The 20,217-nt window shown below is 45.4% G+C and carries 16 protein-coding genes; 11 read left to right on the forward strand and 5 right to left on the reverse strand.

Annotated elements, in window-relative coordinates; all coding sequences use genetic code 11:
- Positions 1 to 90: 90 nt before the first annotated feature.
- Positions 91 to 516 carry an META domain-containing protein gene (locus tag EXU30_RS13780; RefSeq protein WP_130600967.1) on the reverse strand — a complete coding sequence of 142 codons (426 nt, stop codon included), beginning with the start codon at positions 514 to 516 and terminating at the stop codon, positions 91 to 93.
- A 145-nt stretch (positions 517 to 661) separates the two neighbouring features.
- Between EXU30_RS13780 and EXU30_RS13785 the strand changes: the two genes are divergently transcribed.
- Genes EXU30_RS13785 through EXU30_RS13795 form a run of 3 tightly spaced genes read left to right on the forward strand, consistent with a single transcriptional unit; the run spans position 662 to position 1,935 of the window.
- Positions 662 to 886 (forward strand): hypothetical protein, encoded by a 225-nt coding sequence (locus EXU30_RS13785; RefSeq protein WP_130600969.1) that lies wholly within the window; start codon positions 662 to 664, stop codon positions 884 to 886.
- A 57-nt stretch (positions 887 to 943) separates the two neighbouring features.
- A complete protein-coding gene (locus EXU30_RS13790) occupies positions 944 to 1,552 on the forward strand; it encodes a GNAT family N-acetyltransferase (protein WP_130600971.1) in 609 nt (202 codons plus the stop codon).
- Positions 1,549 to 1,935, forward strand: coding sequence for a hypothetical protein (locus EXU30_RS13795; protein ID WP_130600973.1), 387 nt, complete (start codon positions 1,549 to 1,551; stop codon positions 1,933 to 1,935). The genes EXU30_RS13790 and EXU30_RS13795 overlap by 4 nt, the downstream gene beginning before the upstream one ends.
- Positions 1,936 to 1,975: 40 nt before the next feature.
- Here the strand turns inward: EXU30_RS13795 and EXU30_RS13800 are convergent, their stop codons facing one another.
- The gene (locus tag EXU30_RS13800) at positions 1,976 to 2,434 is read right to left on the reverse strand and encodes a GNAT family N-acetyltransferase (protein ID WP_130600975.1); all 459 of its coding nucleotides are present in this window, start codon (positions 2,432 to 2,434) and stop codon (positions 1,976 to 1,978) included.
- Between the two features lie 172 nt (positions 2,435 to 2,606).
- Here EXU30_RS13800 and rhlP point away from each other — a divergent pair, with 172 nt between their 5' ends.
- Positions 2,607 to 3,440, forward strand: a complete 834-nt coding sequence (rhlP, locus tag EXU30_RS13805) for a rhombotarget lipoprotein (RefSeq protein WP_130600977.1) — start codon at positions 2,607 to 2,609, stop codon at positions 3,438 to 3,440.
- Positions 3,441 to 3,711: 271 nt separating this feature from the next.
- On the opposite strand, the gene metK is transcribed toward rhlP, so the two are convergent.
- On the reverse strand, positions 3,712 to 4,863 hold the full coding sequence (gene metK, locus EXU30_RS13810) for a methionine adenosyltransferase (RefSeq protein ID WP_130600979.1): 1,152 nt from the start codon (positions 4,861 to 4,863) through the stop codon (positions 3,712 to 3,714).
- Positions 4,864 to 5,956: 1,093 nt separating this feature from the next.
- Between metK and EXU30_RS13815 the strand changes: the two genes are divergently transcribed.
- From EXU30_RS13815 to EXU30_RS13835, 5 genes are all read left to right on the forward strand, one after another.
- Positions 5,957 to 8,914 carry a TonB-dependent receptor gene (locus EXU30_RS13815; protein WP_130600981.1) on the forward strand — a complete coding sequence of 986 codons (2,958 nt, stop codon included), beginning with the start codon at positions 5,957 to 5,959 and terminating at the stop codon, positions 8,912 to 8,914.
- Between the two features lie 176 nt (positions 8,915 to 9,090).
- Positions 9,091 to 10,539, forward strand: a complete 1,449-nt coding sequence (gene xylB / locus EXU30_RS13820) for a xylulokinase (protein WP_130600983.1) — start codon at positions 9,091 to 9,093, stop codon at positions 10,537 to 10,539.
- A 52-nt stretch (positions 10,540 to 10,591) separates the two neighbouring features.
- Positions 10,592 to 11,908 (forward strand): xylose isomerase, encoded by a 1,317-nt coding sequence (gene xylA / locus EXU30_RS13825; protein ID WP_130600985.1) that lies wholly within the window; start codon positions 10,592 to 10,594, stop codon positions 11,906 to 11,908.
- Between the two features lie 513 nt (positions 11,909 to 12,421).
- Positions 12,422 to 13,813, forward strand: a complete 1,392-nt coding sequence (locus EXU30_RS13830) for a sugar porter family MFS transporter (protein WP_130600987.1) — start codon at positions 12,422 to 12,424, stop codon at positions 13,811 to 13,813.
- 9 nt (positions 13,814 to 13,822) lie between these two features.
- Entirely contained in the window at positions 13,823 to 14,785 is a 963-nt protein-coding gene (locus EXU30_RS13835; protein ID WP_130600989.1) for a Gfo/Idh/MocA family protein, read from the forward strand.
- A gap of 186 nt (positions 14,786 to 14,971) precedes the next feature.
- Here EXU30_RS13835 and EXU30_RS13840 read toward each other — a convergent pair whose 3' ends face one another.
- Together EXU30_RS13840 and EXU30_RS13845 are read right to left on the reverse strand one after the other, a co-directional pair.
- Positions 14,972 to 15,676, reverse strand: coding sequence for a phytanoyl-CoA dioxygenase family protein (locus EXU30_RS13840; RefSeq protein ID WP_130600991.1), 705 nt, complete (start codon positions 15,674 to 15,676; stop codon positions 14,972 to 14,974).
- Between the two features lie 13 nt (positions 15,677 to 15,689).
- Entirely contained in the window at positions 15,690 to 16,925 is a 1,236-nt protein-coding gene (locus EXU30_RS13845; RefSeq protein ID WP_130600993.1) for a glycoside hydrolase family 26 protein, read from the reverse strand.
- Between the two features lie 438 nt (positions 16,926 to 17,363).
- Here EXU30_RS13845 and EXU30_RS13850 point away from each other — a divergent pair, with 438 nt between their 5' ends.
- Positions 17,364 to 18,398 carry a LacI family DNA-binding transcriptional regulator gene (locus EXU30_RS13850; RefSeq protein WP_130600995.1) on the forward strand — a complete coding sequence of 345 codons (1,035 nt, stop codon included), beginning with the start codon at positions 17,364 to 17,366 and terminating at the stop codon, positions 18,396 to 18,398.
- A 208-nt stretch (positions 18,399 to 18,606) separates the two neighbouring features.
- A complete protein-coding gene (locus EXU30_RS13855) occupies positions 18,607 to 20,181 on the forward strand; it encodes a glycoside hydrolase family 43 protein (RefSeq protein ID WP_130600997.1) in 1,575 nt (524 codons plus the stop codon).
- Positions 20,182 to 20,217: the final 36 nt, after the last annotated feature.

Genomic DNA, 20,217 nt, shown 5'->3' on the forward strand with positions numbered 1-20,217 from the left:
GCATTCAAAACAAAGGCCGTAATATCGATATTACGGCCTTTATTATTTTGCAGGAGTGTCTGTTTTTATCTAGTAAATTCTTAGTTAATGTTACTGAGATTTATTTAGCTCAAATAACACCTGACCTTGTGCATCAAGTAGGTACAGTTTGGTTTTAGCAAATTGATATTGGCTGACCTTAGGCAGTGAGTCCATGAACATCCGCTCTTGCTTCACTAGCCCATCAACACAAGCTTTACGGGTGCTGCCAAGACTTTGTAGAGTTAATTGCGTCTGTTGATACTCATACCTGCCGCTAAAACGATTACAGCTATTATTGCCTGACAGTTGGCCGTCTTGTTCGAATGTGATTCTAGGCTTGCTGTAGGATGCAACTGGCTCACCTGCAATATCTGTTACAGACCATTGTCCAGACAAGGTTTCAAATAGCTGCTCGGCATTAACTGCAGTAGGTTGGTTTGAGCACGCTGTTAAGGCGACAACAAGTCCACTGACAGCTAAAAATTGTTTTATCATAAGGGCAATCCATCAAAGTCACGCGTTAGCGGCTATTTTAGCGATTGCTGCACCAAAGTGTAACTAGGCATCACAAACTAGCAGCTTAATTTATGTTAATTTAGGTGGCTAACGGAGCGATAGGCCATCTTCAGGGGTAGTTTTAGTGAAAGTGTTTAAGATTCTTCATGTCATAGGCATCGTTATGCTGCTTGTTGGCGCAGGTTTGCTGTTGCTAAGTGACGTGTCTTTGCAAACTCAGGGAATGCTCATTACCGCTAGTTTAATTGGTGGTGGTTTATTATTAATGTCGCCTTTTCCGGTTGCGCTGTTTATTGAGTGGGCTCAAGCTCAGGATAAACAGGCGCAAGATAAACAAAAGCAGGATTAAGAGGCGCAAGACTCCTCAAATGACGAAGACCGCTAACAGCCCGCAAATACAATTTAAATGACTTATTCCAATATTCACTATCGTAATGCCAAGACTGCCGATATCGCGCAGCTATTAAAACTTGAGCAGCAACACCTTAATGATGAGCTGTCGCAAGCCGGCTCAATGGCTGCCAATATGATGCAGGGACAAGCGCTAACTAAAGTGCAGCTCACCAAGTTGATTGATGAGCATGTGATTGCGATAGCTGAGCTGCGCGGCGAGATCATAGGTTATGTGATTGCTGCGGATTGGTCGTTTTATACCGCCAATGAAAAACAAACTAAGCGCTCTCAATCATCCATCTATCAGTACATTAGTGCAAAGTTACCTGAACTTAGTCTAGATGGCAGAGCGCTAACGACTAACAATTCATGTCAGTATGGCCCTATTTGGGTTGCGCCGAGTGTTCGTGGAGCTGGTGTGTTTCAAAAGCTGGTGGAGTATTTATGCCTGCAGCTTACGGCAAACTATGATTATCTTGTGGCTTATATTGCTGAAGACAATGAGCGCTCATTTGCCGCGCATACCAACAAAGCCAATATGCAGGTGATTGACTTCATCAGTTACCAACAAAGCGACTATTATCTATTGGCACGAGCAACTAATACTGAGGGTGAGAAATGAACCAATTTACCAAGCTGTTTGCCCCGTATTTAGACTTAACCCTATCAGCCTTTGATAATGCCAAGCTAGTGGCCTCCGTATTAACCGAAGCAGGTGAAACGTTTCAGGTGATGGAAGCTGAGCTTGTTATGGGCAGTATCGGTAGCAGCGTCAATAACACCACTATAGGTGATGAGTCAGAAACTGAATCGAAACGATATTATCTGGTTCGTTGGCAGCAAACTCATATTGTTTGTGGTTTGATTAATGCTTATCAAGCAAGCCTGAGATTGATTGCCGATGATGAAGTTGTTCAGGCGAGTCAGTTAATTGAAGTACCGATTTTAAATATGCAGCAGTTGCAGTTTATGTGCATGGAAAGCGCGCATTTTGATCACTGCTAATAAGCTGGCAGCACGTTAGAAGTTAAACGTGCTGGGGTTATTACCCACAGCCTTTGAAGCTCATCAGGGTCAAGTTAGCTTGACCTTTTTTGTAGGTGAAAAACTTCTGTTGTATCACACTCGGAGTCGCTTGTTCTGCCCCTTCTTTTGTATCTGTACTCTCTGCATTAAGCTGCTCAACATCTACACGCTCAAAGCCGTAACGCTGATAAAAGTCATTTAGCTCAGGTGAGCAAAATAAAAAGCTAGGCTGCGCGGCCAGCTTCTCCTGCACCAAGGTTAGCAACTCGCCGGCGATACCTTGGTTGCGAAAGTCTTTGTGGGTGACTAAACCAGTTAATAGTAAATTGCCTTCATATGGTCGCAGGCGCACCGCAGCGACTATTCTTGGTTGCATGTCTGCTTGGTGTAGCAGCGAAAAAGCAATCAGTTCTGACAGCGCCGGTTTTGCATAGGCGAGTTGCTGACGATAAAAGTGCTTGAGCTGCGACCAAAGCATTTTTTGTGCTTGAGTTTGCAATTGGTTGTTATTTGCAAGTGTTAACCAGTTATGGGTTATTGAGTTTACCAAGAGTGTGATTTCGCCTGTCTCACTAAGTTAAAGTGTGATTGTTAGTGATTAATTTTAATGATATTTTCTTGATGGTACCTAGCATGAATAAGGATCATCTATGCGTTTTCTGCCAGTTATTTTATCACTAACTTTAACCCTTGTGATAAGTGGTTGTAGCGGTCTTGTCAGCGAACATGGCTCAAAGAAGCAAGTCTCTAGTTCACTCGTCAATTATCTGTATCCCGATGAGGCGAGTCGCCAGCAATTATCTCCGGAAATTCCAACCTTAAGTTTACCCATGCGCGTTGGAGTAGCCTTCGTACCTGCAAATATTTCTTCGGCGAGCGGTCAGCTTAATAGTGCTGAGCAGGTAAGACTGTTAGATAAAGCTAAGCAGGCATTTGTTGGTCTGGAGTATATTGAGCGCATTGAGATTATTCCGTCGGTTTACTTGTCTAAAGGCAGTGGCTTTGAAGCGTTAGAGCAGGTTGGACGGCTATATGACATAGATGTGATTGCTTTAGTGTCATACGATCAGGTTAAGCAATCCTATGAGAATAATATTGCGCTGTTGTATTGGACAATTGTTGGCTTGTACACCATTCCTGGCAATGAAAACAGCACGCAAACCTTTGTTGATACTGCGGTATTTGATATTAAAACCCGCAAGATGCTATTTCGCGCTCCGGGCATAAGCAAGCTTGAAGACAGTTCAACTGCCATTGGTAAAGATAGAACCTTAGACGAAATAGCCATGCAGGGCTTTAACCTTGCCGTAGACGATATGGTGGTGAATCTAGAAGACGAGCTCAGTCGTTTTAAGACCCGTGTTAAACAAGAACAAGTCGCCAAGGTGGAGCGCCGAGAAGGCTACAGCGGTAGCGGCGGATTCGGGTTGGTGCTGTTTGGTTTGTTGGCGCTTGTGATGCGCAGGCGCGGTTCATTAACCTAAAGGACTAACTAACCTGAACTCGGGGTAAGGAAGTGTCAATGGTCGTTCTGTCTTGAGTGATACCTAGCATTAAGTTTCTAGCGAGATAGTTTTGTTAAGTTCAAGGCGAAGCTACGCGTCAATAGCTAGCCTATTGCAAGTAGCTTCAACACAGAAATAGACAAAAATAGCCGTTAGAAACCGATTTATTATCCCGAGCTCAAGTTAACAATCTCAGCAACAAAAAAAAAACCGCCATGTAGGCGGTTTTTTTAGTCCTAGGCAGTGGTCTTTATAGACCTGCGTCTGCTCGTAGGATTTCAGCTTTGTCAGTTTTCTCCCAAGGGAACTGGCTACGACCAAAGTGACCATATGCTGCAGTTTCTTGGTAGATAGGACGTGCAAGATCTAGCATAGCTGTTAGACCATAAGGACGTAGCTCGAAGTGCTCACGTACTAACTTGATAAGCACGGCTTCTGATACCTTACCAGTACCGAAAGTTTCGATGCTGATAGATGTTGGCTCAGCAACACCAATTGCGTAAGAAACTTGAATTTCACAGCGATCAGCAAGACCTGCAGCCACAATGTTCTTAGCAACATAACGTGCTGCATATGCTGCACTACGGTCAACTTTTGATGGGTCTTTACCAGAGAAAGCACCACCGCCGTGACGTGCCATACCGCCGTAGGTATCAACAATAATCTTGCGACCAGTTAGACCACAGTCACCTACAGGGCCACCGATAACGAAACGGCCAGTTGGGTTGATGAAGAACTTAGTGTCTTTGTTTAACCACTGAGATGGTAAAACTGGCTTGATGATGGTTTCCATCACGCCTTCGATTAAGTCGTCTTGCGAAATCTCTTCTTTGTGCTGAGTTGATAGTACAACTGCATCAATACCCACAATCTTGCCTTCATCATATGCGAAGGTAACCTGGCTTTTCGCGTCTGGGCGTAACCAAGGAAGTGTGCCGTCTTTACGCACTTCAGATTGACGCTTCACTAATTGGTGTGCGTAGGTAATAGGTGCAGGCATTAACACGTCAGTTTCGTTGCTTGCATAACCAAACATTAGACCTTGGTCACCCGCGCCTTGCTCGGCTGGATCGGCACGGTCAACACCTTGATTGATGTCTGGAGACTGTTTACCAATCGCGTTTAAAATAGCGCATGAGTCAGCATCAAAGCCCATGTCTGAGTGGGTATAGCCAATTTCGCGAACGGTTTTACGGGTAATTTCTTCGATATCAACCCAAGCAGAAGTGGTCACTTCGCCACCCACTAATACCATGCCTGTTTTGACATATGTTTCACACGCAACGCGAGCTTTAGGATCTTGCTCGAGGATTGCGTCTAGTACCGCATCAGAGATCTGATCGGCGATTTTATCTGGATGACCTTCTGATACAGACTCAGAGGTGAACAAGTGCTTTGCCATAGTCGGAAATTCTCGTTTTAAATCATTTGAACGTGTAGAGGTATCTACATCTAGACGTCTATTCTAGATTAATTTAACAATGATGACACCCCCTCTATACGAATAAATCCTGAGAATTGTGCAATGGTGCATAAAAATTAAATTAAGCCAAAACAGCGTTTTAGTAGCAGGCTGAATAAGTCTTTGTTCTACAAGCGTTAGTGTTTTTGTTAACGGGACGTATCAATGTGAGTGTGCGAGAAAATAAACAATGTAAATTTTGTCTTTGTGGATAAATGGCTAATTTTGGTAATTATTAGTTTACAGCCTTGGACATTAGTTGGGGTTAGAGCGTTGGTTGGATTTAGAGCTCTAGGTGGTCTTCGAGTATTGGTTGGCTTTTAAGCGTTGCCAACTAATCCAGTGATTATGGTTTTGGATAGGCGTTACTGGGTGCTAATAAACCTTAACTCAGGATAGTAAATAACCTGAACCCTAGATAATAAATGGGTTTCTAACGGCTATTTTTGTCCGTCTCTTAGCAAAAGGGTGCGTTAAAGATACTTGCAACAGACTAGCGATTGACGCGTAGCTTTTCCTTGAACTAAACAAAACTATCTCGTTAGAAATATTAAGCTGGGTATAGCACCATTCTAGAGCGTTATTGACACTTCCTTATCCCGAACTCAGGTCAATGAATAAAAGCCTCATCGCTTCAGCCCTGTATTACAGTTCCTCTAACAGACCCTAGCTATTTAGCCAGTATTTTTTGGAGTAAAAGGTCTGCATTTCAAAGCAAGTGTTAGCTATTTTGTTAACGAGAACGCTTGCTAAACTGCCTTTTCTTTATTCAAACTTTCAATTTTCTACTAAATTTAAAAATTATTTATAACAGTGAGTTACCTCTTTCATTCGGCTTGATTTTCGTTTGTCACAATAAAATCATGTTTAAATAATGTTGCAAACTAAATTGTTGAGTGCTAACTTTTGTAACAGCTAAATGTTACCGATAACAATTTGGTGTTATAAAGTGATTTTGATGTACGCTTTCAGATTATGTCGGTTGAGATAAAAAACATAAAAACTCAATAATGACCTAGCCCTGTGGGGGGATATGAAAAAAAGTACAAGACTAAGCCCTAGCATAGCTGCGCTTGCAGTTGCGTCTGCTTTAGGCACGATTTCAATGGCACATGCGCAAGATGCAACCGATCAAGCTCAAGCTGACGAGCCAATGGAAGTGATTGCGGTAAAGGGTATTCGTAGTAGTTTGTCGCGCGCTCAAGATATCAAGCGTACATCTGATGGTGTAGTTGATGCGATTTCTGCTGAAGATATGGGTAAATTCCCAGATACCAACCTAGCTGAATCGCTGCAGCGTGTTACTGGTGTGTCGATTGATCGTAAAAACGGTGAAGGTAATCAGGTTACTGTGCGTGGTTTTGGCCCAAGCTTTAACTTGGTGACCTTAAATGGCCGTAGCATGCCGTTTGCTGACTCGCCAAAGCAAGAAGGCGCGGGTGGCACACAAAACCGTAGCTTCAACTTTGACCAAATCTCCTCAGAGTCAGTCACTGGCGTCAATATTTATAAAACGGCTAAAGCTGATATCGCATCGGGCGGTATTGGTGCTACGGTCGATATTCAAACCGCTAAACCATTTGATTATGGTGAGTTCAAATCCGCATTTAGCGTAAAAGGCAATGCAGACACTTCCGTTGATAAGGGCAGTAGCGTCACACCTGAATTTTCTGGCTTGGTGAGTGATGTATTTCTTGACGGCAAGTTAGGTCTGTTGGCAGCTTACTCATACTCTCGCCGTGATTCCGGGCAAGAAATCATTGCATCTGACGGTTGGTTACGTCAAACGGCGGGTAACTGTGAGCTTGGCTTTACCACCTCAATTGATAACTGTGGCGGCAATGTAATTGATGACAGTGCTAGCACTAACCCAAATGGCACCATTTGGTTACCGCAGAACTTCAATATGGACTTTAGTAACCACGAACGTGTGCGTCAAAACGCGCAATTTGTGGTGCAGTTTGCGCCAAACGACAACATTGTCGCTTCGCTTGACTACTTCTTATCTGACTACCAAAACACGGTAGAGCGTTACCAAACCGCGCACTGGATTGGTAACTGGGTTCAAGGCGCAACGGATGCCAATGGTACTATTGCTAAAATTCACAATGGCGCCGGTGGTACCGACTTTATTGGTTATTACGATGAGCTAGAAACCCGTAACGACTCAATTGGTTTCAACCTTGATTGGCAACTAAGCGACAACCTAAAAGCCAACTTCGATTATCATCATTCAGTGTCGCATGCTCAGCCAGATGGCAACTTATCTGAAAAGTCGATTCTACTTACTAACGCAGATTTTTTCTGTGCTACTTCAGATCAATGTTATGCAGGTCAGTTCACCCTTGATTACAGTCAGGGTACTCAGCTACCTATCTTAAACGACCCAGCACAAATGGCGGAGCATGGTTTTGATGGTTTAATTCATCACCTTTATGATGCTCATGGCACGCCGTATGAAGGGCTCAACCCTTACGATCCTCGCGTGGTACGTGGCAACTTGGTCATTGGCCGTGGTAACGAAGTAGAAAACACCATTGATCAGTATCAACTTGACTTTGAATGGGTTAATGACAGTGACGACGCGCTGGCAAGCATCAAGTTTGGTGCAGGCTATGTTGACTTCCAGTACGACACCACATGGCGCATGAATTTCACTGGTATTGCGGGCTATACGCCCAATGCTGATGACTTAACGCTAGTTGAGCGCGGTGACGTGGGCAGTGCATTCTCAGGGCATCAATCGCTATTTAGTCACTTCTACCAGTGGGATGTCGCTAAGATGTATTCAGAGCTTGAGCAAGCAGGCTTTAGCTTTAACCCTGAGGTTTACAACAAAGTAAACGAGGCGACGACTTCAGCGTATGTGCAGTTTAACTTCCAATCTGATTTTAACGGCATGCCGCTAAATATCGTGACTGGCGTGCGTTATGAACAAACCGATGTGACGGGCAGTACCAATCAGGTAACACCTTATGCACTGCGTTACGTAAGCTTAACTGAGCTACGTTCTCAGTTTGATGATGTACCTGTATATGGTGAAACCACGATTGATGGTGATTACGCCTACTTCTTACCAAATCTGGATGCCAGTTTAGAAGTGTATGATGACGTGATTGCGCGTTTTTCAGCAGGTCGTAGCTTAACCCGTAATGACTTAACGGCGCTGCGCCCAGCGGTGAGTCTAGCTAACTCTCGCCCAAACGGTCCTTACCTAGCTTACCAAGGTAACGCGAACCTGAAGCCTTATATCTCTGACAACTTAGACCTGTCGCTAGAGTGGTACTACGCGCCGGGTAGCTATACCTCGATTGGTTACTTTAAGAAGTGGGTTGATAACTATATTGCTAACGAAACCACCTCAGGTCCGTTATACAACGCTGATGGTGTCGCGTACACCGACCCTAGCCAAGGTGATTTAGCGGCAGCAGGTTGTAATGCAAATGGTGAAGATGTACCAGCATGTGATGGCACCAACGTACCTAATTCACCAATTATTGATTGGCAGATCACTACACCGGTTAACCGCGAGTCTGCAGAAGTTGATGGTTTCGAGATTGCCGTGCAGCACCTGTTTGATGATACCGGCTTTGGTATACAAGCTAACTACACTTATGTAAATGGTGATATTGAGTACGACATTTATAAAACCGAGCGCCAAACCGCGCTTACCGGTTTGAGTGACTCTGCGAACCTGGTTGCCTTTTATGAAAACTACGGCTTCCAGGCACGTTTGGCCTACAACTGGCGTGATAAGTTCTTATCGAGCACAGATCAACTCCGTGCGCCTGATGAGCCGATTTTCACTGAAGAGTACGGCCAGCTAGATGCCAATGTGAGTTACGACATCAACGACAACTTCACTGTGTTTGTTGAAGGTTTGAATCTTACTGATGAGTCACTGCGTATGCATGGCCGTTTTGAGAATCAACTTGTTAGCGCACAGTCATTTGGCCCTCGATTCAGCTTCGGTGTTCGAGGTAGCTTCTAAGTCATGAGCTAATGCTACAAAGCCGCTCCAGCCAAGGTTGGAGTGGCTTTTTATTGGCTTTTCCTTGCTAATTATCATTCCAAAAAAAAGTATAACATTTTACTGTTACCGGTAACATTTGTGTGCTAGTTTAGTGTTAAATTAATGTTACTGTTGCAGCGGTGTAAGGAGCTGACGTGTTTTTAGGAATCGATTTAGGTACCTCTTGTATCAAACTGATTGTGATGGGTGACACTGGGCGTGTCACAGCAACACAGAGCGTTGCGTTAGAGGTGTCTCGTCCACAAGCGCTTTGGTCTGAGCAATCACCACAAAGCTGGGTTGACGGTCTGTATCAGGCGATGGACAAGCTGGCGTTCGACAAAGCACTCGATGGTCTTCAGGCAATTGGCTTATCAGGGCAAATGCATGGTGCAACCTTGTTAGACATTCAGGGCAAAGTGCTTCGTCCAGCTATTTTGTGGAACGACGGCCGCAGTGCTGAGCAGTGTCAGCAAATAGAGCAATTAGTCCCTAACGCCAGACAGATTTGCGGTAATCAGGTGATGCCTGGTTTTACTGCACCAAAGCTGCTGTGGACCAAACAATTTGAGCCGGCAGTGTTTGAACGAGTGGATAAGGTATTACTGCCAAAAGATTATCTACGTTATGAGCTAACTGGTGAATTTGCCTCAGACCTATCTGACGCTACAGGCACAGTATGGACAGACGTTGCCAAGCGTGACTGGAGTGATGAGCTGCTAGCGGCGACAGGCCTTAGCCGCGAGCACATGCCAAAGCTATATGAAGGCAGTGAAATTACCGGTTTCCTCAAGACTGAGCTTGCTCAGCGTTGGGGCATAAAATCTGTGCCGCTGGTTGCAGGTGCTGGGGATAACGCTGCTGGTGCTATTGGTGTTGGCATCATCAAACCAGAACAGGCGATGTTATCGCTGGGCACTTCTGGGGTGTACTTTGCGGTTTCTGATGGTTACCACGCTAACCCTGATCAAGCCGTGCACAGTTTTTGTCATGCGCTGCCAAACACCTGGCATCTTATGTCTGTGGTATTGAGCGCAGCCTCATGCCTTAGCTGGTTAGCCCAGTTAACTGCAACTTCAGTGGCTGATTTATTACTTGAGCTGCAAGCACACAAACAACCTCTCAGTGATGAAGTGATGTTCTTGCCTTATTTAAGTGGTGAACGCACTCCCCACAACAATCCTTATGCAAAAGGCATGTTTTTTGGCATGAGCCATAGCACTAGCCGTGCAGATTTGACCAAGGCCGTACTTGAAGGAGTGGGGTATGCCTTTGCCGACGGAGCCGACAAATTGCATGACTCAGGCGTGATGCCTGCTGAGGTATCGCTGATTGGTGGCGGGGCTAAAAGTCCGCTATGGCGACAAATGCTTGCCGATATTTTGGGGCAAAACCTAGTGTACCGAGAAAGCGGTGACGTTGGCCCAGCGCTAGGCGCAGCAAGGTTAGCTCAGTTAGCTGTTACTGACGCTAGCATCGATGATGTGTGTCCAGTTCCAACGCTGCTTGGTGAATATCAAGCTGATCAAACACGCTATGAACGCCACCAATTACGCCGAATTAAGTTCAGCGAGCTATATCAGCGAACCAAAGATTTACTTTAACGAATAACAAGGTGCGGCGCAGCACCGCAGATAAGATTACCTGGAGGAAACAATGAGCGAATTTTTTACTGGGATTGACAAAATTCGATACGAAGGCCCTGAATCAACTAATCCGTTAGCGTTCCGTTACTATGACGAAAACCGTGTGGTGCTTGGCAAAACCATGAAAGAGCATCTACGTTTTGCCGCATGTTACTGGCATAACTTCTGCTGGAATGGTTTCGATATTTTTGGTGCTAATACCTTTGACAGGCCATGGTTGGAATCTGGTGATGCGCTAGAGCGTGCCAAGCAAAAAGCCGATGTGGCTTTTGAGTTCTTTAGCAAACTTGGTGTGCCTTATTACTGTTTCCATGATGTGGATGTTGCGCCTGAAGGTAACTCAATTAGTGAGTATTTGGCTAACTTCGCGGCGATGGAAGAGGTGTTAGCTCATAAACAAGAGCAAACCGGAATGAAGCTTCTTTGGGGCACTGCGAATCTGTTTAGCAACAAGCGTTATATGTCGGGTGGCGCAACTAACCCAGATCCTGAAGTCTTTGCTTATGGTGCAACCCAAGTGTGTACGGCGCTGGATGCGACCAAGCGCCTAGGCGGCGAAAACTATGTACTGTGGGGCGGCCGTGAAGGCTATGAAACACTACTTAACACAGACCTTAAAAAAGAGCGCCAACAGTTTGCCCGCTTCCTAGCGATGGTAGTGGAGCACAAACACAAAATTGGTTTTACCGGTGACTTGTTGATTGAGCCAAAGCCGCAAGAGCCAACTAAGCATCAGTATGACTATGACACGGCAACAGTGCACGGCTTCTTATGTCAGTACGGGCTTGAGAAAGAGTTTAAAGTCAACATTGAAGCAAACCATGCCACACTCGCTGGCCACTCATTCCATCATGAAATTGCCAATGCCTTTGCACTTGACGTGTTTGGCTCAATTGACGCTAACCGTGGTGATCCACAGCTGGGTTGGGATACGGATCAGTTCCCAAATAGCGTGGAAGAAATGACCCTGATCATGCATGAGATCCTTAAGGGCGGTGGCTTTACCAATGGTGGCTTCAACTTCGACACTAAAATTCGTCGTCAAAGCATTAACCCAAATGATCTATTCCATGGGCATATTGGTGGCATGGATACCATTGCCGTGGCGCTATTAAAAGCGGCTGATATGTTTGAAGAAGGCAGCTTGTCACGCAATGTAGCTAGCCGTTATGCCAATTGGGATGGTGAGCTTGGGCAGCGTATCTTGTCTGGTAAAGTCGATTTGGCAGGTTTAAAAGACTACGCCACTGCTAGCAAGCTTGATCCGCAACCAGTTAGTGGAGAGCAGGAACGTTTAGAAAATTACGTTAACCGTATCATTTTCTAATTGCACGTTCCGTCACATGGTACTGACAATCCTCAAACTAGGTAGGTCGCTAGATATTGTCAGTATCACGATTTGAAGGTGATGTAAGTAAAAATGCTGGTATGATTAGGGCCTGTTGATCTTTGCTGATTAGAATTTGTTCGAATTAAAAGCACTTTAATCGCGGCGCGAGCGATGACGTCTAGTCACCTAAACCTATTGGTTTTAACAACAGGGCTCGCAACAACCTAAGCTCTTCGCTAAGGGCGTAGGTGCTTTTAAACGAACCGTTCCGGCAGCGCTTGTTGTCATTTCTACTGTGTTAACGACTTATCATGTGGAACAACCACACATCAAAGTCGTTGCCTTGTATAAATTTCCAACAAGCAGCTGCAAAAATAATCTTGAAAGGTCAGCAGGCCCTATAGCCAGCATTTTGACCAAGTTGTACATTTTTCCTTAGCCGTTAACTCGTTTAACGGTTTTTTTATCTGTAAATCAGGCTGCTAGTTCAGGTTAGATTAGGAGGCAAGGATGACTGACAAACTTTCATCTAGCTGGGTCATTGCATTTGTTGTGTCATTGGGTGGGTTTATCTTTGGCTTTGACGCCTCTGTCATTTCAGGGGTGATTGGTTTTGTTGAGCAAGAGTTTAATTTAACCAGTTGGCAGCAAGGCTTTGTAGTTAGTGCACCGACACTCGGGGCGATTTTGGCAAACTTTGGCGCAGGGTACTTTAGCGATCGCTTAGGGCGCAAACCTGTGTTGATCATCATTGCCATCTTATATTCCATCTCAGCGCTGCTATCCGCCTTTGCTTTTAGCTACAGCATGTTAGTGCTTGCTCGCTTCATTGGCGGTTTAGCCTTTGCATCATTAATTTTAGGGCCCTTGTATATTGCTGAGATCTCTCCTGCGGCCAAACGTGGGCGTTTTGTTTCCCTTAATCAACTCAATATTATGATTGGTTTTAGCGCCGCCTATTTTGCTAACTACTTCATACTCAAGCTGGCTCAAGTGGATGTTTACCTACTTGATTTAGTTAACTTTAAACAGCACATTTGGCGCTGGATGTTAGGTATTGAAGCCGTGCCTGCCATTATCTACGCGTGTTTGCTTGCCTTTGTGCCGCGCAGCCCAAGGTGGCTAGTGTTAAATAACCGTCCAAAAGAAGCGAAACAAATCCTAGCCAGGATGATGCAGCCAGAGGAGGCGCAGCGTCAGTGGCAAGAGATCAGCGCCAGTCAATGTAGTGAGCAACTACCGTTAAAGTTGGGGTTGTCTAAGGTGTTTAGCAGCAAAATGCGCATGGTATTAACCATAGGTTTGCTGGTGGGCATTATTCAGCAGATCACTGGTATCAATGCGGTGTACTTCTATGCGCCTACTATTTTTGAGCAAACCGGTATTGGTAAAGATGCAGCGTTTGCTCAAGCCGCGATGGTCGGTGTAGTCAACTTGGTGTTTACTATCATCGCTATGTTATTGATAGACCGTTTAGGTCGTAAACCCCTGATGATAATAGGCTTAATTGGGGTGACTGTGAGCATGTCGGTCTGTGCTTATGGTTTCTCACAAGCGCAATATGACCCTAGGCTGATCTTGGGCGGCATTTTAGGTTTTGTTGCTTCATTTGCCATCTCTCTTGGACCTGTGATGTGGGTGCTGCTGTCAGAGATTTTTCCCAATAATATTCGTGCGTTAGGGATTGCCGTGGTTGGCGTGATTAATAGTGTCGTCAGTTATATCGTGCAGCTGTTATTTCCATGGCAGCTTGAATATCTCGGTGCCAGTGTCACCTTTGCAATATATGCAGGTTTTGCCTTAGTGGGTTTGTTACTTGTAAGCCGAATCTTACCTGAGACACGCGGCGTATCATTGGAGCAGTTAGAGCAACGGTTGACTCGCGAGCAGGCTTACGCCTAAGGAATAAATATGAAACAACTAAATTGGGGAATTATTGGAGCAGGGCGCATTGCCCAGCAGTTTGCTGCAGATATAGCCTTAGTCGATAACGCTCATCTATATGCCATCGCCGCGCGCGAACTCAGTCGGGCGCAAGCCTTTGCTGATGACTATCAAGCAGAGCAGGCCTATGGTAGTTACGAGCAGTTGCTTGACGATCCCAAATTGGATGCCGTGTACATTGCCACGCCCCATAACTTGCACTTTGAGCAAGCTAAAGCGGCAATTTTGGGCGGTAAGTCAGTACTATGTGAAAAGCCCTTTACCGTGTCGCCACTTGAAGCGCAGACTTTATTTGAGCTAGCACAGCGCGAGCAAGTCTATTTGATGGAAGGTATGTGGACCTACTTTTTGCCAGCAATTCAAAAAGCGAAAGCTTGGGTCGAGCAAGGGCGTATTGGTAAGTTACGCCATATTAAAGCTGATTTTGGTTACCCTATTGAGTATCACCCTAGACGCCGCGAATATGACGTTAATCTAGCAGGCGGCGCTTTGTTTGAAATGGGCATTTATCCTATCGCGCTCACCCACCTATTTTGCAAACAAGCACCGCAATCGCTGCAAGTGGACAGTACATTGGCGCAAAATGGCGTTGAAGATGATGTATGCAGTTTGCAGCGCTTCGGGGATGTCAAAGCGACGCTAGGTACATCATTTAAATGCCGTTTAGGTAATAAGGCTTATCTGATTGGTGAGCAAGGCTATATTGTTATTCCCGACTTCTTTCGCGCCAGTGAATGTGCACTATATCAGATTGATGAATGTCTCGAAGAGTTCAGCGAGCCTCATCAAGGTCATGGCTTTGAGTATGAAATTGCTGCTGTTACCGATGAAATCCAGCAAGGTAAGCTCACCTGCGCTGTGGTGACTCCCGAGGACACGGTGGCATTTCAGCAACGAATTGCTGAAATGCGCGCGCTGTGTTTGTGTTAGCTTTTTTGGCTAAGTATGCGCTAGGTTTGAAGTAGGTCATTGCCGGGTTTGAACTGAGTAGGACCTAGAGATTGATGCAATAAGCCCAGACGAGGGAATAAACTCGTCTGGACTTATGTTTTTGAGGGGAGGGTAGTTCAGAGCAGTCGATTCAGGCTGTGAATGACATTGGCTTTGTTTTCGGTACTAACCTCTAACCTCAATCGTTTCGCTGGTGGAAAAGCGGTAACGCATATTGCGATAAACGCATATGTCAGTGATGTCTTCAGGGGTTCCCTGAGGCGCGCTGCGGTAATTAGTCGACACGCGGTACTTGCCAGTGACAGGTGTGACCTTATGCCAGCAGTGGCCGTGCAGCAACACTAGAGTGCCGGCCTTAGGCGTTAAGGTGACCATATCATCCTCGGACATAGGTTGCCCATTGCTTGGTAATAATCCGGCTTTATGGCTGCCTGGCATGACTTGAGTCAGTCCGCCTGTGTGCTCGCTAATATCCATGGTGTAAACCAAGCGATTCAAATTAAATTGCTCAGGGTTTTCTGGTGGGCAGTCTTGGTGCCAGGCCTGGCCTTTAGTGCCTTGTTTGGAAAACATCACCATGGAGTATTGGGAATACCAGTCGTCGCCGAGTATGGCTTTGGTCAATTCACTCAGCAAAGCGTGGCGATTAACTTCGCTAAACAGGGCTACGCCTTCACGCTCAGGAAACCAGGGGATAACCTCGGTATCAGCTTGGCTGAGAAACTCATCGTTATGTAAGAATTCTGGGCTCATACCAAAATGATCGAGGATCGCTTCATTGCAGTCTTGCATCAGTTGTTTATCAAAAAAGTTATCTAGCACTAAATAACCATCACGTTGAAACTGCGCGACTAATTGTTGGATATCCATCACTGTCCCCTTGTTATTCGGCTTGAATCCACTTTTGTGGATTACTGATTTGTTCTAACCATTTTTGCTGTATGTATGGATTTGCTTGAACGCGCGAGTCGCCCCAGTTACCGTTGCGGCAGTCATCATTGGGTGGACTGGCATCCTCGGCGCAGTGCCACATACCCTGGGTTTCCCAGTGGGTATTGATATAGGCAAGTGCTCGTATTACGTCTTGGTTGGCGTAGATAAAGTCGAATAGGGGTTGATACCAGTCTTGCCAAAGCTGCTCGGCGCTTATTGGTTTTTGGGTGTTTTTCTGAATATAGCTGTGGGTCAGAGCGCCCGTTCGGTAGGCTTGCGGCGCAGCCTCTGCAATCAAAATAGGTTTTTGTTTGTGACGGGCGAACTGCAAGATTTGTTGCTGAGCAAAGTCGGGGGTATATGGCGGAGTGTATGCCCATTGTTTTAGGTCGCGGTAGAACACCGACACACCAATCCAGTCAACATACTCATCGCCTGGATACCAATCATTTAAATGGTTTTTGTTGTTAAAGCTGTATTGCGCCCTATTGTCGCCAGCTATCGTTGGATCTGGCCAGGCAGCGCTTTGCCATACGGTGGCTACATTATCTAGGTTGCGCTTATTGAGGTGACTGGCAACACGTTTAAAGGCTTGCTTATAGCTGCTAGGTGAATAGCAGTTCCATGGGCCGTCAAACTCGTAGCCAATGCGTAAAAACACTTGTCTTGGGGCAAGGCTTGTGAGGTAGTCAGCAAGCTTAGCGATTGAGGCATCATAGGCGCCTGATGCAATATTCTCGCTGTGGTTAACGTCGTTACAGCTATCGAACGCAAGACCAATGGCTAACGCTGCCTTAGGTGCTTTACTGAGTGTTTTGCTAAATGATACTTCGCCAGAATTCCAATCAGCGCTTTGATAAACCGCCGGCAGCGCTACGTTGGCATCAGCGGTTTTGAGCGTGGTGTACAAGGTCACGCCTTCTAATTTGTCTTGCGGGATCGCTTGTTGATACTGGGCAATCGTGTCTGAGTCTTGGCCGACAAAAAGTAGCAGCTTATTGTCGGCGGGCAATAGTTTAGTGTGCGCGGGTAGCAAAGCCGCTTTAGCCGTATCGTTAACAGCACTGGCGACACTAGTTTTGTCTGCATGATTACCGCCCACATCAATTGGCTTGGTGCCTGCGCAACTTGTAGAGACTGTCAGTAAACATCCTATCAATCCAGTAAGCTGTAACTTGGTTAGCATGGTATCCCCTTGTTATTGCCATGATTGTAAAAGCAACGAACACTTAAATCAGTGCATCATGCGCTTTTCTTACATTGACACTTCTTATGTCGACACTTTTCGCTTCGATATTTTTCACTTCGATATTTTTTATTTAAAAATTTCTTGTTAGCGGTAACAATTTAGCAATGGATTTATTGCAATAGCAAGTCTAATGTTAATTATGTGTTACTGGTAAGATGGGTTTTCAAATAGAAATACGGCCAAACCTAAACCCTAATTCAAAATGAATTACTGTGTATGTTTACGCTATTTTATTGATTGTTAGTGGTTATTTTCTGGTTTGATAATGCGAGTAAAACTTTTTCTTACAATATGATGTTACAAGGGTTACTCTTGTTGCCTTGTAACATCGAATAATTCATTTATTCAATCAAGGAAATCGATTGAGATAACAATATGGCTTCAGCGAAAACCAAAAGTACCATCCAGGATGTGGCCCAATTAGCGGGCGTGTCAAAAATGACGGTGTCACGCGTGTTGAACAATGACGCTAAGGTGAGCGATAAAACCCGTGAGAAAGTGCAAAAAGCTGCAGCATCACTGAATTATTTGCCTAATATTTCTGCCAGACGCCTGGCTAGCTCAAAATCGTATTTTATTGGCCTGCTGTATGAAAACCCCAGTGAGGGTTATGTAAGCCAGTTTTTGTTGTCGGCGTTAAAGAGCTGTCGTCAACGCGGTTATCACCTAGTGGTTGATGAGTGCCAAGGTAGTGAGCAAGAAAAGCTACAAATTACTCGTGACTTGGTTGAACAAACCCGTGTAGATGGGGTGATATTGTTACCGCCATTTTGTAATAACTTACAGGTACTAGCATTACTTGATGAGCTGAAGGTGCCCTATGTGCGCGTGTCACCCGATGCCAATTTAGAAGTGTCACCCTTTGTATGTATGGATGACTATCAAGCGGCATTCGACATGACAAACCACCTCATTGATCAGGGGCATCAACAGATTGGCTTTATTGTTGGCCATCAAAACCTAGGTGCCAGTCGCTTGAGGTATCAAGGCTTTTTAGATGCGATGCGCTCAGCGCAACTTGCTGTTCCGCCAAGTTTTATCGAGCAAGGGCAATTTAGCTTTAAATCAGGTTTGCAGGCAGCTGAGAATATGCTGAAACAAGATTTACGACCGACCGCGATTTTTGCCAGTAATGATGATATGGCAGCCGCTGTGGTGTCGGTGGCAAATTCATTGAGTTTACCCGTACCAGAAAAGCTCAGTGTGGTGGGGTTTGATGATACACCTCTGGCGACCACCATTTGGCCGCATCTCACTACAATTCGCCAACCCATTACTGAGATGGCTGAGCAAGCTATTGATTTGCTTACCTCAGGGCAACTTACCTTGCCGCCAAGTCAGCGCTTGTCAGATCTGCGCCATGTGATTGAGTTTCAGTTAATGCAGCGAGACTCAGTTAAGCATCTGTAGCATAGAGATAAAAAGCAGCGAAGGCTGCTTTTTTTGTACCTGTATTTCTATGTGCTCAAGAGCTCAAACCGATTATCTTCACCACAAAGATGTTGACGAAATGTTATTTGTGCAATATGTTGTTTGAAGCTTAATGTTAGCGGTAACATTGGGCGTTATTACCAATTAGATTTATTGATTAGGTTTATTCACTTTAAGGACAACAGCGATGGTTAATCCTATTTTGCCCGGTTTTCACCCTGACCCAAGCATAGTGCGTGTGGGCGAGGATTATTATGTCGCTGTGTCTACATTTGAATGGTATCCGGGTGTACAAATCTACCATTCAACTGATCTGGTTAACTGGCAACTGGTTGCTCGGCCGCTCAATCGCGCCGCACTATTAGATATGCGCGGCGCACCAGACTCTTGTGGGGTTTGGGCTCCATGCTTGAGTTATGACAATGGCAAGTTTTACCTGATTTACACTGACGTAAAACGCTTTGATGGTAATTTTAAAGACACGCCAAACTACCTTACCTGTTGCGACACCATTGATGGTGAATGGAGTGAGCCAGTTTATTTAAATAGCAGTGGTTTTGACCCATCTTTGTTTCACGATGACGATGGTAAAAAATGGTTGCTGAACATGATTTGGGATCACCGCCCAGATCGCACCTTCTTTGGCGGCATTGTATTGCAGCAATACGATGAGCAAGCTAAAGCCTTGGTTGGTGAGCGCAAACTCATTTTTAAAGGCAGTGAGCTTGGCTTCACTGAAGGGCCGCATTTGTATCGTCACAACGGCTATTACTATTTGCTCACCGCAGAGGGCGGCACTGGCTACAACCATGCTTGTACTATGGCTCGCTCAAAAAGCATTTTTGGTCCTTACGAGTTAGACCCTAATGAACATATCGTGACCTCAAAAGATGCGGCGCACCATCCGCTGCAGCGCAACGGCCATGGCGACATAGTGCAAGATGAGCAAGGCAACTGGTATTTGGTACACCTCACCTCAAGGCCACTGGCCAACGGCCGCAGCCCACTGGGGCGCGAGTCAGCCATAGAAGCCATTCGTTACACAGATGATGGTTGGTTTAGACTTGCCAGCGAAGGGCAGTTAGCTCAGCTCACGCCGCCTGGGCTAACTAGCTCGCCTGCACGTGACTATTCGCACTATGAAGATTTCAGTGGCTCGCAACTGCCGCAAGCTTTTCAATGGCTGAGAACGCCTTATCCTGAGAATTTCTACCGTATTGCAGATAGCAAACTCATCTTAAAAGGCAAGCAGTCGCTAGGTAACAGTTTTGAGCAAGCCTTGATCGCAAGACGTCAGCAGCACTTTAATTTTACCGCGCAAACCTGCGTTAGCTTTAACCCTGACAGTTTTCAGCAGCAGGCGGGGTTAGTGTGTTACTACAACAGCCATAAATTCCATTATCTGTATTTGTCTTTTGATGAGCAGCTTGGCTTTCACCTTGATGTGATGAGTTGTCTGGGCGATCAAAGTTTCAGCGCACACTTCCCTATTTTTGATGACCGCATTGCCATTGAGCGCGGCGCGAAGGTACACCTTAGCGCCGTGGTTGTGGGAATGCAGTTGGAGTTTGCTTACTCGCTTGATGGGAATACATGGCACAGCGTCGCTAAGCTTGATTACAGCATTGTTAGCGATGAAGCAGGAAAAGGCGAGGGAGCAAACTTTACTGGCGCCTTTGTTGGCATGTGTTGTCAGGATTTAACTGGGCGTGATTTCGAAGCCGAGTTTGATTACTTCAGTTATCAAGAAGATCACGCATAGCGGTGCACAGTATCTAAAAAAACAATAACAAAGGTA

Origin of the sequence: Shewanella maritima (genome assembly GCF_004295345.1) — a bacterium.
Lineage (GTDB): Bacteria > Pseudomonadota > Gammaproteobacteria > Enterobacterales > Shewanellaceae > Shewanella > Shewanella maritima.